Genomic DNA, 24,581 nt, shown 5'->3' with positions numbered 1-24,581 from the left:
ATCCTCAACGCGACGCAAGCATGACGCCTATATTTTGATAAATGGTATCTCGCTTAGGTATGAGATTTACGTTGAACTGGGGTTACATATCAAATGGGTATTCATTTTTAGCAACTGTTGATAAAGAGCCTGGATTAAATCGCCAGCATGATCATTCTCATTGTTTGTTGCACTGTTAAACAAGGCTACAACAATGACGTGGTTACAGGGGGAGTATAAATATAAAGCGCGATATCCCAGGGTTTCGCCTTCATAATACCAGTAATGGCCGATATTGGGTTGATAGCCTTGAATGATGCCTAAACCGAAACCGCGAGGATCATCTGCATCTGTTTCAGAAATCGGCTGACCCGTTTTTACCGAAATCAATTGCTGCATCTTTCTCTTTTGCTCTTTTGTCAACAATGTATCACGAATAAAAAGATGCTCTACCCACTGTGCGACAGCTTCACTGTTGGCCACAATCGCGCCTGCAGCCCCTGCCCAGCTTAAATTGTTTTCCGTAACATCCTGTCCCAGCAACTCGGGATTTTCATAAATATTGTAAGAGTAGCCTCGTACCATTCTTAACAAGACATCCGTAGAAAAATTAGGGATAGGATAATATGTGTTTTCCAGTTTTAGAAAGGAAATGATTTTTTCTTCCAGAAGAGAGCGAAACATCTTTTTGTACTGACTTGATAATATCATATCCATCAGGACATATCCGGAATTGCTGTAAAAATATCCTTTTTTTCGTGGTGGATTAAACTGCCTGGGATAAACTAAATCAATTAGTTCCACTGGATTCCAGAATTGCTTTAGATTTTTACTCATCAGATAATTAATTTTAGGTGAATCCGAATAATTCGGGATGCCGCTACTCATGTTTAAAAGACGAGTTAAGGTGATTTCACCCCAGTGAGGGTAATTCTGCAAATATTGATTTAAAGTTTGCTGCAATTGCAATTTATCCTCTGCTTCTGCCATGACAGCGAGGGCGGCGGTAAAGGATTTGGTAATGCTGCCTATGTTAAACAACTCTTTATTGGTAATGGGCATGCTTCCTGGAGTTAAGGCTTTTGTGCCTTTGACATAGGTGTGTATCTCATCGGCCGTTTTGATGGTGACCTGAATGGCGGAAAAATTTTCCATTTTTGAATAGGATAGATAGTGTTCATTAATGATTTTCTGAAAGGGATCCTGCTTTTCGGCCGGAGTTTCTGATTCAGCAAAGGTTATGGAAGATAAAAGAAGAAAAGCGACAAACAATAAATGAGTCATTTTGGATTTCAATAATGAGTTTACATAAAAATACTTTACTTTAGTTTCCTTGGCAGATCCAGGTTAAGACCAGAGTCGCATGAGATTTCTCGAAGCGAAAATGCAAGCTGTACAGCCAATTAATCGTCAACTCAGCCTAATCAAAGTAGGATTTTGCCCTGTTTTACAGACTCATTGCTCTTGACAGAGGAAGTTGCCAATAATCACAGGCATTTTGAGTCTTAAACCCTAAGCGCGTGTATAGTTTAAGCGCTTTAGTGTTTTTGATTTCAACGTCCAAATCAAGGTTTGGTTTGCCTTCTGCCAAAGCAAGGTTAATGCAATGGGCAATCAAACCGGTGCCAAAACCTTGACCCTGTAGCGGCGGTAGAATACCAATGTCAGAAAAAGTCGCTCCTTTTGCCTGCCATCGGATATGTGCCTTGCCTATTGGCTCGTTGTCAAGATAAGCCAGTATTAACTGGTAATCTCTGTCATTAAATAAGGAATGAAAGCGGGCAAGCATTTTTGCCGGATCTTTAGGAAAACAGGCTTTATCTACAAGACATAAGGCCGATATGTCTTGCGGAGATGCATTTTTAAAGCTTAAAAGCCGCTGGGGAACTAAAACAGGCTGCAAACTTCGACGCTCCATATGATATTCGCTTAATTGATACTCAAAACCCCGCGCCATTAACCATTCCTCGTTTGTTTGATGCGGGCTTGAAAAGATCAGCGTTTTTATGGGCTGGGCCTGAAGAATGGGCAGGACAGATTGCAGCAATTGTCTGCCTAGTCCTTTTCGCCTCTGTGCAGGGTCAACCAGCAAGCTGACTTCACAACAGTCTTCATAGAAGAAAAAGACACTGATAAAGCCAATCAGTTCTGCATCTTGATAATAAAGACCGTTGACGAAAAAAGGACGTTGTTGGATTAAGATGTGAGGATAAACATTGGGGGTACTTCCGTCTTTCAGTCGACATTGTGCAAGCAAGTGGTTTAAGTCACGCAGCTGAGCATTATTAAGTTGATTGGTATGGGTTAACATCACGCACCTTTTCACGTCTAACATGAGTGTTTAAGCAGAAAGTTCATATTTGATAACAAGGTCTTTCATTGCACCAGTCTTCTAAAAAATACTGTGCTGCGTAACTGAGTTATTAACAGCAATCTAAAAGACATTGCCTCTTTAAGTTGAACTCAGGTTATTTAAATAATTTTAAGTACTCGCCGTAGCCGCGTTTAATCAGCTGATCTTTGGGAATGAACTCCAATGCGGCCGAATTAATACAATAGCGTAAACCAGTAGGTTCAGGACCATCTTTAAAAACATGTCCTAAATGTGAATCCGCATACTTTGAACGAACTTCCGTTCGGGGCCAAAACAGCAAAAAACGATCCTTGTGATAGGTAATGTATTTTGAATCAATGGGTTTTGTAAAGCTGGGCCAACCAGTTCCTGAGGAGTATTTATCGGTGGAACTGAACAATGGCTCACCAGAGACCACATCCACATAGATGCCTTCTTGTTTGTTATTCCAGTATTTGTTTTGAAATGCCTTTTCCGTCGCGGATTCCTGGGTGACCTTATATTGCAAAGGTGTCAACTCTTTCAGTTTTTGTTCTTTATTAAAAGAAGGAAAGGCCTGTACATTAAAACTAAGAGTGAGCAACAACACAAAGCCTGCATATAATTTAAGATTTTTCATGACTCCACACCTCTTGCACGCGTTGATCGCGACCGCAGCGCCAGCGATAATATTTGTATCGCAGGGGATTTTTTTTGTAATAGTTTTGATGATATTTCTCAGCGGCATAAAAATGAGTTGAAGGTAATACTTCTGTGTATACTTTATCAAAGAGTTTCTCTACGCCCTCCAGTACATCTTCTGCCACTTTTTTCTGTTCGGGATTCAAATAAAAAATCACCGAGCGATATTGGCGGCCACGATCGCAAAACTGCCCATCCTTTGATGTTGGGTCTATATGCCTGAAAAAATACAAAACCAAATCACGATAACTGATTTTATCGGAATCATAAATGATCTTAACGGATTCGACATATTTTGTAGTACCGGATGAAACAAGATGATAAGTAGGGTTTTTATAGGTTCCGCCATCATAGCCGGAAGTGGTGGACAGTACACCGGGCAGTTTATCAAAATCGGCTTCAACACACCAGAAACAACCTCCGGCAAAAATGGCTTCATCTTGTTTTGAATATCCGGCAGCGCTTAAAACCAATAAAAAAAACAACCCAACAACTCGCAACATCAGCCTTCTCTCTGGTAATCTTTAAAACAACTATAGCGAATTTTTCTCAATAACTCAAAGCAAAATGCCGAGATGCCTTTCGTATAATTTTTGATTTCGTGAATGGTTTTGAATTTTAATGCAAAGGGGTACCGGCTTTCGCCGGTAATTCGATAACTCATATTACGCAGCTTCGTCTTTTTTGCCTCTTTGGACGCATTTTGAAATTTCAAATGCTCATTTACTCTATGTAAACTGCGCTTTAAAATTCCAAAATGCGTCTAAATGTTCTAAAAAATACTGTGCTGGCGTAACATGAGTGAATAATATGCTAAGATAGCGGGAAACTCAAAGGAATAAGACGAACGTTCTGTTTCAGCGCAATAAACAAGGTTTAACATGAGCCATTTTTTTCTTTTGCTAGCCGCCATTTTCTTTGTCCTTTTAAATGCTTTTTTTGTTGCCGCTGAGTTTGGTATGGTCAAGCTACGCCATACGCGGGTTAAAGCCATTGAGGAAACCTACGGCCTGCGTGGGCGGATTTTAGTCATTATTCACCAAAATCTGGATGCTTATCTTTCCGCTTGTCAGTTAGGCATTACCTTAGCCTCACTGGCCCTTGGCTGGATTGGTGAGCCGGCTTTTGCTCATTTGATAAGCCCTATTCTTCGAGGCGCGGGCATCACTTCGGCCAATTTGATCACGGTGATTTCTGTATTTGTGGCCTTTTCCCTGATTTCTTTTCTTCACATTGTGATCGGCGAATTGATGCCCAAGTCGCTGGCCATTCGTCAGTCAGAAAAAATTTCTCTTTGGACGGCTGTGCCTTTATACGCTTTTTATTGGTTAATGTATCCTGCTATCCTGCTGCTCAATAGTTGTTCTAATTTTTTGCTGAAATTGACAAAGCTTAGCGCATTTCATCCACAAGAGCATTTTTATTCAACCGAAGAAATCAAGCTGATTTTAAGCGCCAATCATTTGCACGGCGAATTATCAAAAGAACAGGTGAGTATGCTTGAGCACACCCTTGATTTCGCTGAACTTCGAGTAACGGAAGTGATGCGACCAAAGGAAGAAATGATCCAGCTGAATGTTTCTGACTCCCTGGAAGACACCATGGACATCATCATGAAATATCGATACAGCCGTTATCCGGTCTATGATCCAAAAGAGGATGCCATCATTGGCATTATTCATGTCAAAGACTTGTTTTCCACCCTTTACCATCAGGGTGAATTGAAAGATTTAAGCGCTCTCATTCGCCCGGTTTTAAAAATTTCCCGTCGCTTGCCTGTCTCTGAGTTATTACAGAAATTTCGCGAAGAAGTGCCTCATTTCGCTTTGATTTATAATCGTCGAGGCAGTCTCATCGGCTTTGTCACCCTCGATAATCTCTTGCAGGTACTCATTGGCCGTATCAAGGATGAGTTTCACTTAACGCAGGAAGACTGGGTTAAAAATCCCGATGGCAGCATCAGTATTAAAGGGGACTGTTCGGTGTATTCACTGGAGCGGGCATTGGATGAAGACATTGAACTCAGTGAGGAGGAAGAGGACATTGATACCGTATATGGCTTAATCACTCATCGTTTAGGCGCTCTTCCCAAGCAGGGGCAGCGGGTAGAGTTTAAGGAATTTTCAGTCGTCATCAATAAAGTGCAAGGCTCAAGGATTCGCTCCATGGTGGTTTATCCGAAAAAGAGTTGACTTTAAAGTTCATTTTTTCATTGTGAAAATTCAAAAAGATGAAGAAGGAGAATCAATGTTTACGAAATCCTCCTCTATATCCTTCTTCTTTTTTATAGGTACTGATATAGGTACTGACTTGGAGGTTTGCACAGGAGATTGCCCAAAATTCTCCTCAAAACCTTTTACCGTTAAATCTGAGGAAGAGTTGAGTCTGCTTAAAGAAGGAGAGACCTCAGGCATTTGGCCTATTTCAGAATCTATAGGTTCAAAATCTTCAATATCCGAAGTAATCTTAGGTTGCTTCGATTCAGCTGTCTTATTACTGAAAAAGGAGATGGCTTTTCCAATTCCTGCTTTGATCCCAACGAGCAGGGAGCTGCCGGCAATGGCAGTGAAAGCGGCACCAATCACCGCAGGCACTTCCAGGCTCAGTTTAGCGGCGATAAAGGTGACTGGATAACTCAGCGCCTTAATGGCAGGAGCAAGAAAGCCTGCGGCCCCTGGACCTGCCAAGGCCAGTAAGGCAGGAGCGGCAAAGATAGCCAGAGCGGCATAGGCAGCAACGGAAACGACAGCGCTTAAAACACCTAGCGCTGGATGAACACGCCAGGCGGCTTTAAAGCTTGTGATGGGGGAGGTAACCGTTCGCACCAGTAAGGAAAGCCCTTTGAATGCTCCTTGTAAACCGTATAAGGCCAGTAATGCGGTACTGCGTAAATATTGCAAGGCAGGATGGGTGGGAGCGGTGGCTAAAAGGGCATTTTTGGCGTAGCTAGCCGTTTCTGAGAGTGCATTTAATAAAAATTCTGTCGGCAGTTTGATGAGATTGATCAAAGGATTAAATAAAAAACCCAAGGTGGCAAAATAAAGCACCTTTTGTCCTGCACCTTTCTCCTTGGGCCAACCCATAAAATAATGGCCAAAATGCCGTTTTTTTCGCTTTTCTTCATTTTCCAGAGGCATGTAAGTGTCTTGCCAGGCCTTTTTCAAGAAAGCGCCCAAGCCGCTGTCGACTCTTGTTGCATGAGTCGTATTTTTAAGAGCATTTGCTGAGCGATAAACCGGGTTATGCGATTCTTTCAGTAAATTGTCCCGATTAATCTCACCGGCTCTACCATCGTTTATCATTTGCCTAAGCGTTAAGATATTGCTTGCAGTATGATAGCCGCAGGAAACAGGATCGAAGAAAGACTGGGTTCCTAAGGCCATGTAGTCAGCCTCTACTTGGTCGGTTGGATCAGGATCAGTCTCATTTGTAGTATTTATTGTGACTTTGGCTGAATAACGAGGGATAAGTGAGCGAAAGAGGCTGAGAATCACAGTGCCTATGCGACTGCCAGAAGGCTTATGAAAAAACTTATCTGGATCGCTTGTTTTAGGGTCAAAGATTTGAAGTCCGCCTTCACTTATAGGAGGTTGATATGCTGTAACGATATGACCTTCGGTAACGCCATCGCCTTTTATACCAGCAAGAATATGGCAGTTGTCCAGATTTCCATACTGAGTTTGTAAGGAGGTCATTAAGTCTTTATATCTATTGCTATCAAAGGGATGTAATACGACAATGGTGTTACCTTTTTTATAGCAAGAAAAGGAGTTAAATGGGTGATCAAAATCACCTCCGCCATGCAAGGGAATGTCTTTGTCGACATTCTCTGCAGGTAATTGACTCTCCAATGTATCTTTAAAAGCAGTATCGCTTAATACCGCATATCCAGTCATTTCATTAAACCCTAATTCATTGTTAATTAATGTTATAATAACAGAACAAAATTAAGACAACATTACGCATACAGTCTGGCCATGCCAATAAAAATCACTCAAGCGAAAAATTGCGACAAAGCCGATTTTTTTGATAATTGATCAAATATTAGATTAATTTGTTCTGTAAAAAAATAGAAAGATCAATATTTATTCTATACTAAAAATTAATATACATATGTGTAATGACTATGACAAAAGAGAAACGGTTACTACAGAAAGAATTGCCACGCTTGAATTATCTCTGGATTGGTTCACCGAAAATGAAGAGCAGTTATGAGGGAGCAGTTTTAGCGTCTGATGTGGAAAACGTCATAGAAATGGCAAAAAACTGTAATAATCCAGTTTGTTATTATTGCTTAGACGAATATAAAGACTTTTATGAAAATTTATTCGAAGAGCAAGGAGTCGATATCACTGTTGTCTCTGTCGATGCCTATCTTGAAGAGATGAGCTTGCATGAGGATGAGGAGTTTCGTCAATATGCCGAGCAGATGTTGGCAATGAAGCATGAACTCCTTAACCCGCCACGCGACAGAATTATTGATAGGGTCTCGTTTAAGGATGCCTTTTCCTTACTTTTACTGGCAACTCAAGGTAATTACACACTCGATACGAATGTAAAAATCATTGATGGTATAGAAGATAAAGTCACATTTGATGCTTATGATGCGTTTAAAATGCCTTATGTTAATTTGCAGCATGGCATAAATCCTGACTGTTGGATGATGTATGCTTCACCTCAAGCTTTGGAAGAACCCAAAAAAATGCTGGATTATTATTTATCAAATTGGGATAAAGTGCAGGAAATGATACGTGGCAATGAGAGAGATATTGATCATATATATAAATACCATAGGCACATTACGACATTAATGATTGGCTCGGTATATGAGGTATTATGCGGAGACAATAGAAGAATTGACCCAAATAAGTACGATAAAGATTGGGAATTTTCATTCGTTCGCCTGGATTCTTTACGTCCAAAAAACCCCGAGAGGCTACCTGTTGAAAAACACTATGCAAATTCGCATAAACCATGGCACGAATGCCTTAAAAATATTGAAAACGATTTCACTATTATTCAAAGTGAGAATGCTGCATACAAGAAATATAAGATAAGAAACGAGCTTATTGAAACTTTTCGCGGTATGTTGGAGAAGGAAAAAGAGAGAGCTCTACGAGGTTCCGTTCCAGATATGCATACCATTAAATTATTAGATGATGCATTAAAAAAAATCATATTTGTCGATCAGCATGCGAGAATATTGCGTGAAGTTTCTTCAGACTATAAATCAAAGAATAAAAAGAAACAAAAATATGCAAATGAAATTTTTAAGTGTATAGATAAAATGTATTCGATATGTGAGCAGTCACTATATTTCAAGGAGGTCATTGAACAATCCAGTCTTGAAGACATCATTAGGAACATTAAAGATATTCTGGAAGAAGCATGTGCTTACCATCATGACAAACATTCTTTCTTTAAAGAAGGCGTGAGTCGTTTCGAGAATTGCAAGGCATTACTTCAAGAACTCACTCTCAAAGAGGATTCAGAAAATATCGATGAGTACAGCTATTCTCAGTAACATGAGTCAGTAAGCTATAAGAGGTTAAGCAATAAAGCACCGCGCTATAGTGATATTAATAAATGCGCGTTCTACTGATCTAGAACGTGAGTCCCACAGTGTATGCTCATTTTTTCTTATGACAGGATTCACAGGGCTGGTTTTTGATTTTTAAATTGATAGTAGGCAGTTTATTAGCATCTTTGCCTGAGCTGGGTTTTAAGAAGGAAGCCGTGGTTTTCTCAGGAAGGTATCCGGCGTTTTTTATGGCTTTATTGATTAATTTTGGATCAGGATTTTTATTTGCTTTCATTAAAATAGTGACTTGGTGAGTTTCATCGCGAAATTTCACCTTTTCTACATTGGGTAGTTTGGTTAAATTGGCTATTAAGTCTTTTATACAATGTTGGCAATCAACACCTTGTATGTTTATGTTTACTAACTTTTGATTTGTTGCCAGGCAGATAGAAGCATAAAACAGGGCCAACACTATCAGTAGTACTCTTTTCATAATTCAATCCTTTATGCGTAACATGAGTGATTAATCAAAGACCGGGTGATTAACTAAACGGCAATCCCATAATCTAATAAAACCATATTTCCATATGGTTGTCATCAAATATGACAGGTGATGAAAATTAGGTAGTTAACAATTGATATACCACTCTAAAAGATTAAAATGGATACAGTAACTTAGGTTATGTCCGTAAACTGCTGTAAATTCAGGTTGACTTTTTAGGAGTGGAGTCATCGCTAAAATTCGGTACTATTGAGTTGTGAAAAACAATAACTATCGAAGGAGATTAGCGATGACGGATTACAATATTACAGTTGGAAAGGAATTGCTTCCAGAACTTTTATCAAGCCAGGATGGGCTCGCAAAGCTTGTTGAAGGTGTATTGAATCAGGTATTGGAGGCACAGGTGTCAGAAAGTCTGGGAGCAGACAAGCATGAACGTTCAGGTGAACGTATAGGCTATCGTAACGGTTACCGTCCAAGACAACTATACACTCGTGTGGGACCAGTCACTCTTCAAGTGCCGCAGACACGTGATGGCTCTTTTTCTACCGATATTTTTAAGCGCTATCAACGCAGTGAGCAGGCTTTTGTATTGGCTCTGATGGAAATGGTTGTTAATGGCGTATCAACCAGAAAAGTTAATAACATTACTGAAGAACTTTGCGGTGCTAGTTTTTCAAAGTCAACCGTCAGTCAACTGTGTTCTGGTCTTGATGCAAGAGTCAGAGCCTTCAACGAGCGTCGGTTTGATGGTGACAACTACCCATTTATCATGGTTGATGCGATGTTTATCAAGTGTCGTGATGGTGACAGAGTCGTGTCTCGAGCAGCCTTGACCATCTCGGGTATCAGAAGTGATGGCTACCGTGAAATACTGGGCCTTCGCATTGGTGACACTGAGAGCTATGCTACATGGGATGAAGCGTTTAAATGGCTAAAATCTCGTGGGCTAAAAGGCGTGATGTATGTTGTGTCAGACCAGCATGCAGGGCTTGTGGAAGCGGCTAGAAAGCACTTTCAAGGTGCAACCTGGCAACGATGCCAAGTTCACTTGATGCGCAACATCCTCGGGCACTGCTCTGTCAGACACCGCAAAGATGTTGCTGAAAAGGCAAAGCTTGTTTTTCAGGCACCTGATATGGAAGAAGCCAGGCGTAGACGCGATGATTTTATTGATGCCTTTGAGAAAAAAGCACCAAAATCAGTTACCTGCCTTGAGGAGGCTTTTGACGATGCCATGGTAGTTATGGCGTTGCCGGAGAAATACAGGAAGCGACTTCGCACCACCAACATGCAAGAGCGAATTAACGAGGAAATCAGGCGCCGAGAACGAGTGATAAGGATATTTCCTAATGATGATTCTGCATGGCGGCTGATTGGCGCTTTATTAGCTGAACAAAACGAGCAGTGGCAATCAAGGCGTTATCTTAATATGGACGAATTTAATGACTGGCTGGCTGAGAATGAAGCCGGAAAGTCTAATGTTGTAGGGATGAATGCTTTGACTAAATAACGTACTAACTTGATAGGCTGAATTAATGGGAATTTACAGCACTTTTTGGACTTGACCGTAACTTAGATTAGGATTGTTCGAGATGAAAAAAATAATGATTTATTTTTTAATGCTTCTTGGTGCTCCCATAGTTGTATCTGCCAGTTTACCAAATTTAACACACGAAAAGGAACTTGCAGTGAATGTTCTTGAAAGAAACAAACAGAATGTTATTGAATTTTACGATCTAATGTTCAACAAAAATAAGCCAGCTCAAGCTATAGCTAAATATGTAGGGGATACATATATTCAACATAATCCACATGTGAAAGATGGTAAAGATGGTTTCATTGCAGGGCAAGATCACGAGTGCCTTTAAATTAAACTGATTATGTGATCTCATAGCTCCTTTATTTATAAAGGAGCAAAAATGTCATCATTAGTAGAATGTTTTTCAATAATTCGCGATCCACGTCAAGAAAGCAAAATTGATCATGAACTGATCGATATCCTTATTCTGTGTGTTTTAGCAGTTATTTGTGGAGCTGAAGGCTGGCAGGATATAGAAGAAGTTGGACATGCTCGTTTAAATTGGCTTCAAGAACGCGGTTTTTTTAAGAAAGGCATTCCAGTTGATGACACGATCGCCAGGATAGTGTCCAGTCTCAATCCAGAAGAATTACAAAGCTGCTTCATTAAATGGATGGCAGCAGTTGAAGAAGCAACCGACGGTAAAATTATAGCAGTTGATGGAAAAACCCTGCGTCATTCATATGACAAGAAAAAACGTAAGTCTGCGATTCACATGGTGAGTGCATATGCTGCTGAAAATGGCGTTGTTCTCGGTCAAAAAAAGACAGATGATAAATCAAATGAGATTACGGCTATCCCAGCTTTACTTGATTTATTGGATATCAAGGGTTGCATTGTGACCATTGATGCCATGGGTTGCCAAGAGAAAATTGCGGAAAAAATAGTTAACAAAGAAGCAGACTATGTACTGGCTGTAAAAGATAACCAAAAACAACTTCACGAAGAAATAATCGATTTTTTTGAAACATCTCGCCGATTTGAATTTAAGAATGTCCGGTATGATTATTTTGAGGAAGCTCATAAAGGCCATGGTCGTGTCGAGCTGCGCCGATATTGGATTAGCGACATGTTGGATACTATTAGCAATCCTGGACGATGGGCTTCTTTGCAAGGCATTGGAATGGTTGAATCAGAACGTTATATCGATGGTAAAACAACTTCTGAAACCCGATATTTTATTGTATCAATAGCTCCAGACGCTAAAATATTTGCTAATGCAGTTAGAAAGCATTGGGCTGTCGAGAATCAGTTACACTGGGTGCTCGATGTGTCATTTAGAGAAGACGATTCTAGAGTCAGGCGAGACAATGCCTCGGAAAATTTCGGTGTGTTTAGACATGTTGCAGTTAATGCGTTACGTAACGAAAAATCATGTAAAAAAGGGATAAAAGCCAAGCGGTACAAAGCAACCTTGCAATCTGATTATGCACAGAAAGTACTAAATGGTATTTTTTGAGCACTCATGCGTTTGCCCTGGGTTTCATTGAATATTTTAGGAGAATGGCAAAAGAGTATCCTGGTAAGAAAGTCACATTTAAGAAAATCATTGCAGAAAATAACTTTGTTGTTTTGCACTGCTTACAAGAATGGCCAAGAGATAAGAATTATGCTGGTATTGATATTTTCAGGTTATCTGAAAGTGGCAAAATTTTAGAGCATTGGGATGTTTTACAGGTCATCCCCCCTGGTTCTAAAAATGGAAACTCAATGTTTTAGGTGGTCTGAATTTTACAATGACGGTTATTGGGTAAAGATAACTTCCCTCAAACACAAAAAATGTCCCAGAAAAATAAGTATTCGAAAAAATTTAAGTTCGTTGTCCTCAAACCGTGATTGTTGTTTTATAAAGAAGTAAGAGGGCTGTTGATTTGTCAGCGTTGTTACCGCATTCTATTAATTAAAATAGTTAGTTAGGAAGAAAAATGTTTGGTTTTTTTAAAAGACACTTAAATAAGCACAGCTTATTGATTACCGATGCAACTATTGATGATTTATCACAGCTTCGAGACGTTTCTATTGCAACCTTCAAAGAAACTTATATTGATTATATTAAAACAAAGTCTGACTCAGAAATTGAAGCTGAACTGGAAGATATATATAACTTGGAAAAATTAAAAGAATGGATTATGAATACGAATCATCATTGTCTTGTGGTTCGAACAAAATCCCAACCTCAAAAAATAGTTGGTTATTCATTAATGGTTTTAGAAACCCCGCAAGCAAAACTTAGTAAAATCTATCTCTTACGAGCATATCAAGGTAAAGGCTTGGGGCAGGTTTTACTTGAGGCTAATTATGATTGTCTTCGAGCAAATCCAGAAATAGAGTCATTGAGTCTCGAGGTTTGGGAGAAAAATCAGGCAGCCAAAAAATTCTATAAACGAATGGGATTCCGAGAAACGGGTGATAAAACAGTCTATTCTGGATCAGATCCTCATAATCCATTTTATGACGAAGTGCTTGTCCGAGACAAAGTAAGTTTTACAATCACAAACTCCTAGGACAATTCATTTTTAGCTATTTTGGCTAGTAGGCGATGCAACAATCGATTAGGCAAAACTCTTCGGGCGAGGGCAAGCAAATAAGCACTGAGGGTTACTTTATAAACAGGCTTTGGCCTTTTTGACTCAATAGCATGCAGGACTTTTTTAAATACCGCTTCGGGTGTTTGAGTAAAAGCTGATTTTTTCTTTTTTTCCTTAAAATGAAGCAGCATGTTTTTGTATTGCGGGGCAAAAAAACTATTTTCAATATTAATAGCTTTTAGCGAGGTATCTATCACCGTATCACGAAAATTGCTTTCAATTGGACCTGGTTGAATGGATGAAACCCAAATATTAGATTGCTCAAGTTCCAGCCGTAAAGTGTCACTTAAGCCTTCAACAGCGTATTTTGAAGCATTATATGCGCCCCTAAAAGGCAAAGACACCAGGCCTAAAATGGAGGAAATATTAATGATTCGCCCGCTTCCCTGAGCGCGCATTACAGGAATGATTTGCCTGGTCAGTTCATGTAAACCAAAAACATTCGTTTGAAATACATGCAGCATTACATCTTGACCAATGTCTTCTAAAGCTCCAGCCTGACCAAATCCTGCATTGTTGATGAGTATATCAAGCTTTCCAGAAGTGTGTTCTAGTAATTTCTCTACCGCCTTCTTGATAGAAGATGAGTCACTCACGTCCATCTGCAAAGTATTAATTCCCAAGGCTTGAAGCCGCATGACATCCTGAGTTTTTCGACAACTGGCAATGACCTTAAAACCTTTCTCATGTAAGGCTTTTGTCAGGAAAAATCCAATTCCCGTCGAACATCCGCTGATAAATACTGTTTTACTCATAATAAAGTCTAACCCTTCTTAAACTGACCCGGCAGATGACTTTGCTGTTTTTTCATTTGTTATTCATCGCTCTAATCAAAAAGTAAAACCAATCACAACACCCAGTAGAAGAAAGAACAAACAAATTGCAAGTAGGGCGAAGAATCCATCATTGGATATTAATGATATACCAAAAGTCATAAATATTAATCCTGCTAAATTTGCGCTAAATGGGATCAACTCCATCACTGGGGTTGCTAAAACAATAAGTAAGCAGATGAGGCAAATCATCCATGTACTTGCTGTATTAACCAAAAAGGTTAAACGTTGCTTGAACAATTTATCAAGGTATAAAGCTGGCTTACGTAAATAGTTTACACTTTTAATTAATTGTTTCGAGCTTATCGACCAATTCTTTATCCAGCTTGGCAACCAGATATGTTCTCGCCACATTAAAACTTGAAGAATAATCAGCAATAAAATGAAACCAATTACCACGGGGACGCCTGGAATATCTGCTAGACCAGGAGCGGCTAAAATCATACCAAAAAAAAATAAAATTGGCCCAAAGGAACGTCTTCCAATTGCATTTAAAAGTAAACCAAAGGAGATTTTGTTATTTTTATTGGCCAGATTTTCAATTTTATTTAAAAGCTGCTCTAAACTCCCATGTGAACCAGAGGACACTCATTTCTCCTATACATATACTTTGTGGCATTTCCACTATGATAAATCTCAGCGGAAATGGTAAAATAAAGTTAAGCTTAAGATATAAAAGACAAGTACTAATATGGAGTCGATACCCATTCTTAGCAGCCTTTTTGTTCCTCTAAACAAAAGCCCAATGCAATAAATTGCAGTGATAATAATGCCAGAAAGAAGAGCCAGTGCTGCTGTGGTATCAATGGAATTGATTATTAGTCCTTGAGAAAACATGAGGTCGGCGGGTAAAATCAAAAAAACCATAATGAGATTACTGCCTAAAATATTAGAAATGGCCAAGGTATAGGATTTTATTCTTACAGCGGCTATCACCGTGCTTAATTCGGGTAGCGAAGTGACAAGTGCGAGCATAGTTACCCCTATAAAACTTGTTCCCAACCCACTTTTTACAGCTATCGCTTCAGCAATAAGAGTTATTAACAAGCCAAAAATTAAAATAACCAAAGCACTTAATGATATATACATGAACAACTTTTTTAATGAAAGCTTCATGTAGTTAGAAGGTGACTTTTTTGCTTTTCCCTTTGATGATTCGGGCATCTCAAAAGGACGCCAGGTCTCAGAGGTAGTAAATCTTTTGGTAATAAAAACAGAACTTAAATAAAGAAAAGCCATAAAAACACTGGCAAATCCTACATGAGAGATAAAGCTAAAATCACCTATAAAATAAAAGACTAGTAAAATTGTAAGCATGATAATTGTAAACGCTTAATTAACCCCACTCTTCTCAGGCATTTCCAAAGCAGGTAAGCTGCGCATGTTTTCAAGTTCGGAAGGGTTTACATGAAAGGGCAGCAAAGCTTCGAGCTGTTCGATGGTTTCAGCATATTGGATGTTGGTCAGTGCGTATTTCAACCATGCGAAAGCATCAACCTGGTGTTGCTTACAGGTTTCGATGAGGGAATAGAGGATAGCACCTGCTTTGGCGCCCGTTTCGTTGCCATGAAAGAGCCAGTTTTTTCGTCCGATGACGAAAGGTTTAATGGAGCGCTCTGTTCGGTTGTTATCTATTTCGAGACGGCCATCGTCAAGGTATCGTTTGAGCGCAACCCAGTGCGTCAACAGGTAATGAACGGCTTTGCCCAATGGGCTTTTCGGTGGGATATTGATTTTTTTATCTTCAACAAAGTCTTTGAGTTCATCAAGAATAGGTTTGGCCTCTTTTTGTCTTGCCTGATAAATATCGTCTGGTGCAGCCTTTGCCTCTTTGAGGGAAGCTTCCAGCTGATAAAGCTCGGTAAAATAGGTCAAGACTTTATGGGCAATGCCTTTTTTCTTGCCGGCAAGTTTGACCACATCGACAAAATACCTTCTGGCGTGCGCCATACAGGCAACATGGGTAACATGGTCTTCTTTGTCTAAAGCGACATAACCACCATAACAGTCAGCATGCAGGTAGCCGCTGAAGTCGGAAAAGAAATCAGCCGGTATCTGGTGAGTGCGTGACGGATGGTACTGATAAACATAACAGCGTTTATCCGGTGGACCGCCAATGAATAGCCACATATAGGATTTTGATGTTGGCGGTTTGTTTTTCTGCTTGAGCACCTGCACGGGTGTTTCATCCGCATAAGCGATGTCATAATCGTGAATGGCCGCAACCATGAGTTTAACCAGCGGCGTTAATAAATCAGCGGCTTTTACCACCCAGTTGCAAAGCGTTGCTCTGGTAACGGGAATGCCCGCTTCTTTAAACATCGCCTCCTGGCGATAAAGCGGCATGTGGCGGTTAAACTTGGCATCAATCACTGCTGCCAGTAAACCAGACGATGCAATGCTTTGTGGAATAGGTTGTTTCGGCAGTTTGGCCGTTTGAATGGTTTCTTCACATGTCTTGCAAGCGTATTTTTTACGAACATGAACCACACGGAAGGTCATTTGCGGTACAACATCCAGTTGTTCTGAGATGTCGTCACCAATATGAGTTAACTCACAACCACAGTCGCAATGTTTTTCTTCATCGCTTAAGTCATGAATCTGCTCAACATAGGGTAATGACTTGGGCAGTGCTTTGCGGCCTGTGCCTTTTTTAGCACGGGTATAGGTAATGGTTTCAGTTTGAGAAGGCTCAACAGTCGATTCATCCTGTTCACTGGATGGCTCTGCTTCGTCAAATTGCAATGCCATTTGTTCCGGCACGACACCTTTTTCGCTTTTGCGGCCAAAGCGTGCATTACGGAATAAGTGCAGCTGGTGGCGAAGCGTTTCGATAGTGCTTTCCTGCTGAGCCAACAATGCCAACAAACGCGCATTTTCTTCGCGTAATTGCTCTACTGTTAAGTCAGATTGTTGTTTCATCGTTGGTATTATTTGTGTTGTTTTAATGGGCACTATTATACCAAAATAAGCATGCAATGTAACGGTTTAATTTAATAAAATCATGAAGTTAACTTAAAAATAATGCTTGAAATCAAGCATGGGAAATTCAGACATCAACTTAAATTCAAGCCCCGCCAACAACCAGTCCAACTGTTGGTGAGTAATGGCTTCAAGCTGGGTTGACGTCTTCTCCATCTTAAATTTTCCACGCTCTAAGCGCTTGTGATAAAGCACAAAACCATTCTTATCCCAAAACAAACACTTAACCCTGTCACGGCTACGATTATAAAAAACGTAAACAGAACCATCGTTCGCCGGCGATTCAAATTCCTCAATCACCATGGCAGCCAAGCCATTAATGGCTTTTCTGAAATCAACAGGTGTTGTTGCAACATAAATCGCTGTCGTTTCCGGTAAGCGCAACATTATAACGCCCCTGCAAACGTTAAAACTTCACGTAAAATGACTTTGTCGGTCTGACCGCTGATTCCAAGGCGTACACCATTTGGCAACATTAACTGAATGGCCGGCTCATAGGGCGTGTTTGCCGAAGTAGGTTCAACAGCTGACTTAACCGCTAGAAAATGAGGGGATGTTCTCTGCGCTTTTGAAGCTTTAGGACGAAGACGTCCTCGCCAATAACAAAACGCTGAATGACTTATGCCTTGCTGTTCACAGTAAACAGCTTGGGTTAAACCACTGACTTCCCATGAGTCATTATGAGATTGCCAAAATTCGCGTCGTGATCTTTTCGGATTGTCTGTCATGCTGATTTTCTCCGTTGTTAAAAATAAACGGAGTATCAAGGTTGGGAAGGAACTTTGCTAGGTGAGGTTAATTAAGCGCTTACTGATAATTAGAAATAAACCTTCAATTACTGGTGTCGGCTTGCGAGGAAAGGAAGTAAGTGTCTTTTGAGCAATTAAAATATCTGCAAGAACTAAAAGCGTCATTTGCAAGCTGATGCCACCAAACATATTATTAAGTGCTAATTGAGCATTGTTTGATGCAGCAGCTGTCATTGTGGTGACAACTTCAGGTAATTCTGTAATGACCGCTAAAAGGACAAATCCTAAAAAGGCCTTAGCAATTTTGGTTTTATCTGCAATGGCATCAACTAAATAAACTAAGAAAGTCCCAGCTATCCAAATAACAATGGTGAGTCCGAAAAATACACTCACACTAATGTATAAAGGAAGCTGTTGGAAATATGTAATTATTTCAGACATGTTTTGATGGCATAAGAAGTAATTGGCTTGACATAGTGCGTTCCTTACCTCAAGTTCTAACTGTTTTTTTAAATTAGTTGTACTTTCAAGAAAAGATAATAATTGATAGGGCTATTCAGTGATTTTTATCGCCTTGGCGTCCGTCGTTCAAAAAGGCCTATCGTAAATTCTCATTTTGTATCTCCCTATTCTCTCTCTGGACTAAATATAGTTATTTGCTGGGAATTAATCAATTTGATAGAAATTATTGTGCATTAGCTCAACATTCATACTTAACCTGAGCGTAACTGTCGCAAATGCGACCTAAATTTCATTCAGTTTTAATATAAATGCCTTACCATTTGTTTATATAATTTCGGGAGTGATTATGACACGAACAAATCGTTTTTTTAAAAAATCATCGAATGATAGGCGTATTTATAACAAGGTTTCCACGGAATTTAATTCAGATATAAAACACATCCAAAATTCTTATGCTGAAATACTCAATGACGAAAAAAATATCCGTCTATTGAATGAAATGGAAGAGCTAAACAATAAAATGGACGAGCTTTCTGAGAATTTTTTCAAAAAAGATGAAAAGGATGTCATGAAAGATATTTGTGTATTAAAAACAAACATCCTGCAATTAAAAACTAAGTGCATGATACAATATCTTTTATCTCATAATGATGAGTATGGATTAGAAGATTATAATCGTGTGGCAACAAGTTTGCATAACCCTTTGGAAGAGCTGAGCTCCAGGATTTTTCCCATTAAATGGGGTGAATTTAATCTGGACAGTGACACATATATTGCAATAAATTATGGGTTATTTGAAGAGGGATATTCTATATTACGTGCTAGATATGATGCATGCGTTATAGCATTTTCCATAGGTGATCTCTTCGATGACTGGAGTTATGATGAAGATGATAGCTCGGATAACAGCGTAGCATTACAGGTTTAAGGCCGGTACATATCCCTGATTTTCCCGGCAAAATAAGCTTTGAATTTATCTTGGCTTTTTGTGGAAAAATATAGAAATGGTTAGATTCTCTGCACTTATCTTTTATCGGCTGCCGTCATCATTTTTGCAACCAGACTGAAATACAGTATAATGCCTTACCCAAGCATTGAGAAGGCATCATGACAGTAAGCCCTTGGTATTTTTCATCGATTCTATCACTTTTTCTATATGGTTTTTGGGGATATTGGGGAGCAAGAGCCAGTCATATCATCCAGCCACTCTCCATCGCTTTTTATTCAAGTCTTGGTGTTTTATTAGCTGGCGCTGTAGCATTATTTCTTTTAGATTTTAAACCGGAATTTTGTATTAAAGGGAGTGTATACGGGCTTTTAAATGGACTGGCAAATGGATTAGGTTGTCTTTTTTTTATTATTGCTCTACGAAATGGTCCAGCCATGCCCGTCATATTAATCACTTCCATGTACCCTTTGATTACCCTTTTTTTATCGGTCATTTTTCTTAAACAAAGCATCACACCTAAACAAATTGTTGGTATGTTTTTTGCCATTTTAGCTTTAATTTTCTTATCCTTAGAATAAGTTATGATTTCTCATAAATTTAAGGGTAAACATAGGTATTTCATGAGATAATATGGTTTTTCATCTTCAGGGTACAATGAAAACCGCTTGATCGATGGTGCCGCTTTGGTATGCACTCTGATGGTAAGCTCTGCTACCTTTATTCATTCGTATTTAAAAAATAAAAAACGCACAGGAACTGTCATGAGCAAACCTCTGCAAATTATCCGATTAAAAGGGAAAGATATACTTCCTTATATTTCCGATCTGGCAACATTACGTATCAAAGTTTTCAAAGAATATCCATACCTGTATGAAGGTGATGTTCACTATGAACAAAACTATTTACAAACCTATGTGACCTGTCCTGAAAGCATTATGGTATTGGTATTGGATCAAAAACAGGTTGGTCAAGTCCAAAAAGTGCTGTAAATTCCCATTAATTCAGCCTATCAAGTTAGTACGTTATTTAGTCAAAGCATTCATCCCTACAACATTAGACTTTCCGGCTTCATTCTCAGCCAGCCAGTCATTAAATTCGTCCATATTAAGATAACGCCTTGATTGCCACTGCTCGTTTTGTTCAGCTAATAAAGCGCCAATCAGCCGCCATGCAGAATCATCATTAGGAAATATCCTTATCACTCGTTCTCGGCGCCTGATTTCCTCGTTAATTCGCTCTTGCATGTTGGTGGTGCGAAGTCGCTTCCTGTATTTCTCCGGCAACGCCATAACTACCATGGCATCGTCAAAAGCCTCCTCAAGGCAGGTAACTGATTTTGGTGCTTTTTTCTCAAAGGCATCAATAAAATCATCGCGTCTACGCCTGGCTTCTTCCATATCAGGTGCCTGAAAAACAAGCTTTGCCTTTTCAGCAACATCTTTGCGGTGTCTGACAGAGCAGTGCCCGAGGATGTTGCGCATCAAGTGAACTTGGCATCGTTGCCAGGTTGCACCTTGAAAGTGCTTTCTAGCCGCTTCCACAAGCCCTGCATGCTGGTCTGACACAACATACATCACGCCTTTTAGCCCACGAGATTTTAGCCATTTAAACGCTTCATCCCATGTAGCATAGCTCTCAGTGTCACCAATGCGAAGGCCCAGTATTTCACGGTAGCCATCACTTCTGATACCCGAGATGGTCAAGGCTGCTCGAGACACGACTCTGTCACCATCACGACACTTGATAAACATCGCATCAACCATGATAAATGGGTAGTTGTCACCATCAAACCGACGCTCGTTGAAGGCTCTGACTCTTGCATCAAGACCAGAACACAGTTGACTGACGGTTGACTTTGAAAAACTAGCACCGCAAAGTTCTTCAGTAATGTTATTAACTTTTCTGGTTGATACGCCATTAACAACCATTTCCATCAGAGCCAATACAAAAGCCTGCTCACTGCGTTGATAGCGCTTAAAAATATCGGTAGAAAAAGAGCCATCACGTGTCTGCGGCACTTGAAGAGTGACTGGTCCCACACGAGTGTATAGTTGTCTTGGACGGTAACCGTTACGATAGCCTATACGTTCACCTGAACGTTCATGCTTGTCTGCTCCCAGACTTTCTGACACCTGTGCCTCCAATACCTGATTCAATACACCTTCAACAAGCTTTGCGAGCCCATCCTGGCTTGATAAAAGTTCTGGAAGCAATTCCTTTCCAACTGTAATATTGTAATCCGTCATCGCTAATCTCCTTCGATAGTTATTGTTTTTCACAACTCAATAGTACCGAATTTTAGCGATGACTCCACTCCTAAAAAGTCAACCTGAATTTACAGCAGTTTACGGACATAACCAACAGGTTGTAGGGGCATCTACGGCTATTCCATTAGAATTTGAAACGGAAGAATGCCAGGCTCCCTTTATTGCACATGGGATGAACATCAAAGATATTTTTTATTTTGGCGAGTCGGTTTTATTACCGGCTTATCGTGGCCAAAATATCTATCGTCGTTTTTTTCAGAAACGTGAAGAGGCCGCCAGGGAATATGGAAGCCGAATAGCGGCATTTTGCGCGGTCGAACGTGCGGAAGATGACCCGCGACAGCCTGAAGGATATGTTCCTTTAGATCAGGTATGGCAATATTTCGGCTATCAAAAACATCCCGAGTTACGTGCTTATTATCAATGGCGAGAAATCGGAGAGAAAGAGATGAGCGCAAAGCCTCTGGTGTTCTGGCTTAAAAAACTGGATTAATTCAGCATCTTTTCTCGACTTTTGCTCGATGCCTCTCTGGCCAGTAAAGCGCGAAACACCGAGACATAACTCCAGGTCAAGGAGTGAGCTCCTTGCGGTAGACCGGTAAAAAGATTGATTTGCTCGGCGATGTTCATGTTTGGAGCATAACGCTTGATAAGAGATAAATATTCATCACCTTCCTGTATATAGTTTTCTATTAGAGCCTGATGTTTTGCTGTTAGGGGTAAGCTGTTGGCAAGGGTATAATAATACTCTGCCATTGCTGCAGTCAGAAGAAACCAGGGATTGCCGAGGCCATCATTGTGATAGCCATCATAAGTATCCCCAGGATAACGGCCAAAGAGCAAAGCGCCTTGATGTTGCTGATTGATGGGAAAGAGCATCTGAAATTGCTCTTTCAAAGCGGCCACGGTGTTTTTAATGTAAGTATTGCCAGGAGTAAACACGCTATCTTCGGTAGAACCCATCAATACGGCCAAGAGTACTGCAGAATCCAGTTCAAGCGTTTTTTGCGGGCCAGGATGAGGAGGAAGGGTTGCTTGAATGATGCCTTTGGTTTCGTCTAAGTGTTGCATCAGTCTTTTTTCAAGCCATCCAGACTGGAATTCATAATACTCAGCGGCTGGGATGTCGTTTAACTGCCTGGCAAGCTTTGCTCCTTCAAGGAGCGCTTTTCTTTGTATCATTGCTGTAAAAAAATGATGGCCATAAACTTCTTCCCAGAGATCAAAATTCTCCTCTTGCCAATGATGGGCTGTGTATTCAAGGTCTTTTTTAATCACGCCCATGGATACTGGCTCAAGACTGGCAGAGTATAAATGTTCTTTCACATAATCGATTTGTTTTTCTTTCAACAGTTCTTTGGCAAAACGAATCAGTGTGAGGGCTCGAAGTGCTGCCCCATCGTTTTGCGGTCTTCCCCAGGGGCCATCGTAGGGTCGTCCATCCAAATAAAATTTGGGCTCACCCAGAATATCCTGACCTGGAAGTGTATCTGTTTGCCGTTGTGTTTTTTCCACCCATTGAACATAATTAAGCAGTCTGTTTTTATCCTCAGTATGATGTGAGACTTCATACCAGCTTTCAACCAGGTCCATGGCAATGGCGGAGTCACGTATCCAGTCATAATAATAATCCGGATTCTGCTTCGAAGGCGATGCAACGATGGCGCCACTATCCTTTATGTTGGCAAGAAAATTCAATTTCAATTGACGGATTTCAGCAGGGGTAAATACGTCAGCTGTCGCTATGGACAACCATAACAACATGAATAGCGCTAAAATCCTTTGCATCATTTCTCCTGATGTTTTTGATAAGATGAGTGATAAGACCGAATCATTGAACGAAAGATATTATCCGAAATTGTCAATGGAGGCTATATGGATTTATCAAAAGGACGGCGGATAAACATTTTTCGCTCATCAACAGCAGCGAAATAATCTGCTGTTGATGTTTTAGAGTCTGTTTAAAATCTCTAATCTTGGTAAAAGAATTTAACAGGCTCTAAGAGTGTCAGAATTTACTCCACAATAAAATACTGGGGGCTATATTCATAACAATGCAAGGTTACCACATGATCCCCCAAGCGTACTCGATACTCCCCCACGTTTACATCAACCAGAGCCGGGTTTGTTTCATCGTAGCATACTCGGTTCGTTCCGCTTATGGTTAAATAGTAATAATCACGTGTGTTAACAACCGTGGTGGTGGGAACATATACACCCTGTATTTCATGAACCACAACCGGCTCTCCAGTTATTACAACTTTATCCGCCGCTGAAATGTTCAAGCTGAACAATAAGCAGGAAAAAGCGATGGTGGTTAATAAAAAAGGTTTCATTGTCTTATCCTCCATGTAAACCATCCGATTGGCGGTTTTTTTGATTGATTACCTCCTTTTTCCTGATGATTAAGTACTAATCTAAATATAGCTGATGTCAGGGATGAGGGTATTTTTTTCACCTTTTTGATAAAAAAATAAAGACGAAATCTGAATATGGATAAATTGACTTAACGTGCTTTTTTATTTTGCGGCTTTGCTCTTGAAAAATTCGTAGATCTTAGTAATGACAAGGTTTTTCGCGAATTTAAATGCTCTTTAAAATTTTGTCCATATGCCCTGTGGATAACTTTGTTAGGAGGTTTGGTCTATCCATAATCCATGCTGCCTGTGCCAGTCTTCAATGGACATGGGGGGATATTCGGCGTAATGAATATCATGTTTTCCTTCTGGTATTTCACACCAATTGGCGGCGGAATCCAACATCATATGAATTTTTTCAGGCGGTTTGGGCAGCGCTGTATCAATGGCAGAAGCAAAAGGGTGAATCAATTCTGGCCATTCGGGATCAAAAACCCAGAGGCAACTTGCACAGTTTCGGCAAAAATGCCGCTCTCCCGAGCTTATTTTGGTTTTTCCTTCTTCTCTAAGGATAGCCTGATAGATGGAGACAAATTTCTTGCCTTTCACCTTTAAGCTGTCAGCAACGGCCATGATATTGATGGCATAACCTCCTCCACCTGCGGTTTTACGACAAATGGAACAATAACAGCGCATAAATGGATAAGGAGAGTGACTCTCACATTCAAACCGTACGGCCTGACAGTGGCATGATCCTTTTAATTTCATCTTAATTT

The 24,581-nt window shown here is 40.1% G+C and carries 28 protein-coding genes; 11 read left to right on the top strand and 17 right to left on the bottom strand.

The window, feature by feature from the left end; all coding sequences use genetic code 11:
• Positions 1-66: 66 nt before the first annotated feature.
• The 4 genes from E4T55_RS06615 to msrA all read right to left on the bottom strand — a co-directional run bounded on the left by E4T55_RS06615 (position 67) and on the right by msrA (position 3,516).
• Entirely contained in the window at positions 67-1,263 is a 1,197-nt protein-coding gene (locus tag E4T55_RS06615; RefSeq protein ID WP_082636527.1) for a serine hydrolase domain-containing protein, read from the bottom strand.
• Positions 1,264-1,426: 163 nt separating this feature from the next.
• Positions 1,427-2,290, bottom strand: coding sequence for a GNAT family N-acetyltransferase (locus E4T55_RS06610; RefSeq protein WP_058501855.1), 864 nt, complete (start codon positions 2,288-2,290; stop codon positions 1,427-1,429).
• A gap of 157 nt (positions 2,291-2,447) precedes the next feature.
• Positions 2,448-2,951, bottom strand: coding sequence for a peptide-methionine (R)-S-oxide reductase MsrB (msrB, locus tag E4T55_RS06605; RefSeq protein ID WP_058501856.1), 504 nt, complete (start codon positions 2,949-2,951; stop codon positions 2,448-2,450).
• Entirely contained in the window at positions 2,938-3,516 is a 579-nt protein-coding gene (msrA, locus tag E4T55_RS06600) for a peptide-methionine (S)-S-oxide reductase MsrA (RefSeq protein WP_058501857.1), read from the bottom strand. Before msrA ends, msrB begins: the two co-directional genes overlap by 14 nt.
• A gap of 378 nt (positions 3,517-3,894) precedes the next feature.
• Here msrA and E4T55_RS06595 point away from each other — a divergent pair, with 378 nt between their 5' ends.
• Positions 3,895-5,205 carry a hemolysin family protein gene (locus E4T55_RS06595; RefSeq protein WP_058501859.1) on the top strand — a complete coding sequence of 437 codons (1,311 nt, stop codon included), beginning with the start codon at positions 3,895-3,897 and terminating at the stop codon, positions 5,203-5,205.
• 30 nt (positions 5,206-5,235) lie between these two features.
• Here E4T55_RS06595 and E4T55_RS06590 read toward each other — a convergent pair whose 3' ends face one another.
• Positions 5,236-6,909: a hypothetical protein gene (locus E4T55_RS06590; RefSeq protein WP_058501860.1), complete on the bottom strand. Its 1,674-nt coding sequence runs from the start codon at positions 6,907-6,909 to the stop codon at positions 5,236-5,238.
• Between the two features lie 230 nt (positions 6,910-7,139).
• Here E4T55_RS06590 and E4T55_RS06585 point away from each other — a divergent pair, with 230 nt between their 5' ends.
• Complete coding sequence (locus E4T55_RS06585) at positions 7,140-8,537, top strand: hypothetical protein (protein WP_058501861.1); 1,398 nt, start codon at positions 7,140-7,142, stop codon at positions 8,535-8,537.
• A 106-nt stretch (positions 8,538-8,643) separates the two neighbouring features.
• On the opposite strand, the gene E4T55_RS06580 is transcribed toward E4T55_RS06585, so the two are convergent.
• A complete protein-coding gene (locus tag E4T55_RS06580; protein WP_058501862.1) occupies positions 8,644-9,027 on the bottom strand; it encodes a heavy-metal-associated domain-containing protein in 384 nt (127 codons plus the stop codon).
• A 298-nt stretch (positions 9,028-9,325) separates the two neighbouring features.
• On the opposite strand from E4T55_RS06580, the gene E4T55_RS06575 reads away from it, so the two are divergent.
• The 5 genes from E4T55_RS06575 to E4T55_RS06555 all read left to right on the top strand — a co-directional run bounded on the left by E4T55_RS06575 (position 9,326) and on the right by E4T55_RS06555 (position 13,122).
• Positions 9,326-10,549, top strand: a complete 1,224-nt coding sequence (locus E4T55_RS06575) for an IS256 family transposase (protein WP_115325208.1) — start codon at positions 9,326-9,328, stop codon at positions 10,547-10,549.
• A gap of 82 nt (positions 10,550-10,631) precedes the next feature.
• Positions 10,632-10,907 carry a nuclear transport factor 2 family protein gene (locus E4T55_RS06570; protein WP_058502511.1) on the top strand — a complete coding sequence of 92 codons (276 nt, stop codon included), beginning with the start codon at positions 10,632-10,634 and terminating at the stop codon, positions 10,905-10,907.
• Between the two features lie 51 nt (positions 10,908-10,958).
• Complete coding sequence (locus tag E4T55_RS06565; RefSeq protein ID WP_058500405.1) at positions 10,959-12,077, top strand: ISAs1 family transposase; 1,119 nt, start codon at positions 10,959-10,961, stop codon at positions 12,075-12,077.
• Positions 12,078-12,121: 44 nt separating this feature from the next.
• Entirely contained in the window at positions 12,122-12,337 is a 216-nt protein-coding gene (locus tag E4T55_RS06560; protein ID WP_115325381.1) for a nuclear transport factor 2 family protein, read from the top strand.
• Positions 12,338-12,543: 206 nt separating this feature from the next.
• Positions 12,544-13,122 (top strand): GNAT family N-acetyltransferase, encoded by a 579-nt coding sequence (locus tag E4T55_RS06555; protein ID WP_058501815.1) that lies wholly within the window; start codon positions 12,544-12,546, stop codon positions 13,120-13,122.
• Here the strand turns inward: E4T55_RS06555 and E4T55_RS06550 are convergent.
• The 7 genes from E4T55_RS06550 to E4T55_RS06520 all read right to left on the bottom strand — a co-directional run bounded on the left by E4T55_RS06550 (position 13,119) and on the right by E4T55_RS06520 (position 18,211).
• A complete protein-coding gene (locus E4T55_RS06550) occupies positions 13,119-13,961 on the bottom strand; it encodes an SDR family NAD(P)-dependent oxidoreductase (RefSeq protein WP_058501816.1) in 843 nt (280 codons plus the stop codon). The genes E4T55_RS06555 and E4T55_RS06550 overlap by 4 nt on opposite strands.
• A gap of 75 nt (positions 13,962-14,036) precedes the next feature.
• Positions 14,037-14,627, bottom strand: coding sequence for an exopolysaccharide biosynthesis protein (locus E4T55_RS06545; RefSeq protein WP_058501817.1), 591 nt, complete (start codon positions 14,625-14,627; stop codon positions 14,037-14,039).
• A gap of 48 nt (positions 14,628-14,675) precedes the next feature.
• Complete coding sequence (locus tag E4T55_RS06540; protein ID WP_167758043.1) at positions 14,676-15,128, bottom strand: hypothetical protein; 453 nt, start codon at positions 15,126-15,128, stop codon at positions 14,676-14,678.
• Positions 15,129-15,371: 243 nt separating this feature from the next.
• Positions 15,372-16,961, bottom strand: coding sequence for an IS66 family transposase (gene tnpC, locus E4T55_RS06535; RefSeq protein ID WP_058501897.1), 1,590 nt, complete (start codon positions 16,959-16,961; stop codon positions 15,372-15,374).
• A 93-nt stretch (positions 16,962-17,054) separates the two neighbouring features.
• Positions 17,055-17,408, bottom strand: coding sequence for an IS66 family insertion sequence element accessory protein TnpB (gene tnpB / locus E4T55_RS06530; protein ID WP_058501898.1), 354 nt, complete (start codon positions 17,406-17,408; stop codon positions 17,055-17,057).
• Positions 17,408-17,749 carry an IS66 family insertion sequence element accessory protein TnpA gene (tnpA, locus tag E4T55_RS06525; protein ID WP_058501899.1) on the bottom strand — a complete coding sequence of 114 codons (342 nt, stop codon included), beginning with the start codon at positions 17,747-17,749 and terminating at the stop codon, positions 17,408-17,410. Before tnpA ends, tnpB begins: the two co-directional genes overlap by 1 nt.
• A gap of 57 nt (positions 17,750-17,806) precedes the next feature.
• Positions 17,807-18,211: a hypothetical protein gene (locus tag E4T55_RS06520; protein WP_058502414.1), complete on the bottom strand. Its 405-nt coding sequence runs from the start codon at positions 18,209-18,211 to the stop codon at positions 17,807-17,809.
• 367 nt (positions 18,212-18,578) lie between these two features.
• Here E4T55_RS06520 and E4T55_RS06515 point away from each other — a divergent pair, with 367 nt between their 5' ends.
• From E4T55_RS06515 to E4T55_RS06505, 3 genes are all read left to right on the top strand, one after another.
• Positions 18,579-19,160: a hypothetical protein gene (locus tag E4T55_RS06515; protein WP_058502415.1), complete on the top strand. Its 582-nt coding sequence runs from the start codon at positions 18,579-18,581 to the stop codon at positions 19,158-19,160.
• A 179-nt stretch (positions 19,161-19,339) separates the two neighbouring features.
• Entirely contained in the window at positions 19,340-19,759 is a 420-nt protein-coding gene (locus E4T55_RS06510) for an EamA family transporter (protein WP_058502416.1), read from the top strand.
• A gap of 183 nt (positions 19,760-19,942) precedes the next feature.
• Positions 19,943-20,170 (top strand): hypothetical protein, encoded by a 228-nt coding sequence (locus tag E4T55_RS06505; RefSeq protein ID WP_131780794.1) that lies wholly within the window; start codon positions 19,943-19,945, stop codon positions 20,168-20,170.
• Between the two features lie 33 nt (positions 20,171-20,203).
• Here the strand turns inward: E4T55_RS06505 and E4T55_RS06500 are convergent, their stop codons facing one another.
• Positions 20,204-21,427, bottom strand: a complete 1,224-nt coding sequence (locus tag E4T55_RS06500) for an IS256 family transposase (protein WP_115325208.1) — start codon at positions 21,425-21,427, stop codon at positions 20,204-20,206.
• A gap of 58 nt (positions 21,428-21,485) precedes the next feature.
• On the opposite strand from E4T55_RS06500, the gene E4T55_RS06495 reads away from it, so the two are divergent.
• On the top strand, positions 21,486-21,941 hold the full coding sequence (locus E4T55_RS06495; RefSeq protein ID WP_058501654.1) for a hypothetical protein: 456 nt from the start codon (positions 21,486-21,488) through the stop codon (positions 21,939-21,941).
• Here the strand turns inward: E4T55_RS06495 and E4T55_RS06490 are convergent.
• The 3 genes from E4T55_RS06490 to E4T55_RS06480 form a co-directional block, all read right to left on the bottom strand.
• On the bottom strand, positions 21,938-23,212 hold the full coding sequence (locus E4T55_RS06490) for a glycoside hydrolase family 15 protein (RefSeq protein WP_058501655.1): 1,275 nt from the start codon (positions 23,210-23,212) through the stop codon (positions 21,938-21,940). The genes E4T55_RS06495 and E4T55_RS06490 overlap by 4 nt on opposite strands.
• A gap of 251 nt (positions 23,213-23,463) precedes the next feature.
• Positions 23,464-23,784: a hypothetical protein gene (locus E4T55_RS06485; RefSeq protein ID WP_131780776.1), complete on the bottom strand. Its 321-nt coding sequence runs from the start codon at positions 23,782-23,784 to the stop codon at positions 23,464-23,466.
• Between the two features lie 294 nt (positions 23,785-24,078).
• Positions 24,079-24,573, bottom strand: coding sequence for a GFA family protein (locus E4T55_RS06480; protein ID WP_172461014.1), 495 nt, complete (start codon positions 24,571-24,573; stop codon positions 24,079-24,081).
• Between the last annotated feature and the right edge of the window lie 8 nt (positions 24,574-24,581).

The sequence above is a fragment of the Legionella israelensis genome, from assembly GCF_004571175.1.
Classification (GTDB): Bacteria; Pseudomonadota; Gammaproteobacteria; order Legionellales; family Legionellaceae; genus Legionella_D; species Legionella_D israelensis.
The sequence above is the reverse complement of the archived record's forward strand: the minus strand, read 5'-3'. Positions and strand labels throughout refer to the sequence as shown.

Excerpts from the sequence above, each read along its gene's own strand:
- E4T55_RS06615 (WP_082636527.1), bottom strand. The coding sequence starts at position 1,263 with ATGACTCATTTATTGTTTGTCGCTTTTCTTCTTTTATCTTCCATAACC.
- E4T55_RS06515 (WP_058502415.1), top strand. The coding sequence starts at position 18,579 with ATGACACGAACAAATCGTTTTTTTAAAAAATCATCGAATGATAGGCGT.
- E4T55_RS06560 (WP_115325381.1), top strand. The coding sequence starts at position 12,122 with ATGGCAAAAGAGTATCCTGGTAAGAAAGTCACATTTAAGAAAATCATT.
- E4T55_RS06510 (WP_058502416.1), top strand. The coding sequence starts at position 19,340 with ATGACAGTAAGCCCTTGGTATTTTTCATCGATTCTATCACTTTTTCTA.
- E4T55_RS06570 (WP_058502511.1), top strand. The coding sequence starts at position 10,632 with ATGAAAAAAATAATGATTTATTTTTTAATGCTTCTTGGTGCTCCCATA.
- tnpC (WP_058501897.1), bottom strand. The coding sequence starts at position 16,961 with ATGAAACAACAATCTGACTTAACAGTAGAGCAATTACGCGAAGAAAAT.
- E4T55_RS06480 (WP_172461014.1), bottom strand. The coding sequence starts at position 24,573 with ATGAAATTAAAAGGATCATGCCACTGTCAGGCCGTACGGTTTGAATGT.
- E4T55_RS06575 (WP_115325208.1), top strand. The coding sequence starts at position 9,326 with ATGACGGATTACAATATTACAGTTGGAAAGGAATTGCTTCCAGAACTT.
- E4T55_RS06495 (WP_058501654.1), top strand. The coding sequence starts at position 21,486 with ATGACTCCACTCCTAAAAAGTCAACCTGAATTTACAGCAGTTTACGGA.
- E4T55_RS06550 (WP_058501816.1), bottom strand. The coding sequence starts at position 13,961 with ATGAGTAAAACAGTATTTATCAGCGGATGTTCGACGGGAATTGGATTT.
- E4T55_RS06485 (WP_131780776.1), bottom strand. The coding sequence starts at position 23,784 with ATGAAACCTTTTTTATTAACCACCATCGCTTTTTCCTGCTTATTGTTC.
- E4T55_RS06505 (WP_131780794.1), top strand. The coding sequence starts at position 19,943 with ATGAGCAAACCTCTGCAAATTATCCGATTAAAAGGGAAAGATATACTT.
- E4T55_RS06595 (WP_058501859.1), top strand. The coding sequence starts at position 3,895 with ATGAGCCATTTTTTTCTTTTGCTAGCCGCCATTTTCTTTGTCCTTTTA.
- msrB (WP_058501856.1), bottom strand. The coding sequence starts at position 2,951 with ATGAAAAATCTTAAATTATATGCAGGCTTTGTGTTGTTGCTCACTCTT.
- E4T55_RS06555 (WP_058501815.1), top strand. The coding sequence starts at position 12,544 with ATGTTTGGTTTTTTTAAAAGACACTTAAATAAGCACAGCTTATTGATT.
- E4T55_RS06500 (WP_115325208.1), bottom strand. The coding sequence starts at position 21,427 with ATGACGGATTACAATATTACAGTTGGAAAGGAATTGCTTCCAGAACTT.
- E4T55_RS06520 (WP_058502414.1), bottom strand. The coding sequence starts at position 18,211 with ATGTCTGAAATAATTACATATTTCCAACAGCTTCCTTTATACATTAGT.
- E4T55_RS06580 (WP_058501862.1), bottom strand. The coding sequence starts at position 9,027 with ATGAAAAGAGTACTACTGATAGTGTTGGCCCTGTTTTATGCTTCTATC.
- E4T55_RS06585 (WP_058501861.1), top strand. The coding sequence starts at position 7,140 with ATGACAAAAGAGAAACGGTTACTACAGAAAGAATTGCCACGCTTGAAT.
- tnpA (WP_058501899.1), bottom strand. The coding sequence starts at position 17,749 with ATGACAGACAATCCGAAAAGATCACGACGCGAATTTTGGCAATCTCAT.
- E4T55_RS06610 (WP_058501855.1), bottom strand. The coding sequence starts at position 2,290 with ATGTTAACCCATACCAATCAACTTAATAATGCTCAGCTGCGTGACTTA.
- E4T55_RS06565 (WP_058500405.1), top strand. The coding sequence starts at position 10,959 with ATGTCATCATTAGTAGAATGTTTTTCAATAATTCGCGATCCACGTCAA.
- E4T55_RS06490 (WP_058501655.1), bottom strand. The coding sequence starts at position 23,212 with ATGTTGTTATGGTTGTCCATAGCGACAGCTGACGTATTTACCCCTGCT.
- msrA (WP_058501857.1), bottom strand. The coding sequence starts at position 3,516 with ATGTTGCGAGTTGTTGGGTTGTTTTTTTTATTGGTTTTAAGCGCTGCC.
- tnpB (WP_058501898.1), bottom strand. The coding sequence starts at position 17,408 with ATGTTGCGCTTACCGGAAACGACAGCGATTTATGTTGCAACAACACCT.
- E4T55_RS06540 (WP_167758043.1), bottom strand. The coding sequence starts at position 15,128 with ATGTATATATCATTAAGTGCTTTGGTTATTTTAATTTTTGGCTTGTTA.
- E4T55_RS06590 (WP_058501860.1), bottom strand. The coding sequence starts at position 6,909 with ATGACTGGATATGCGGTATTAAGCGATACTGCTTTTAAAGATACATTG.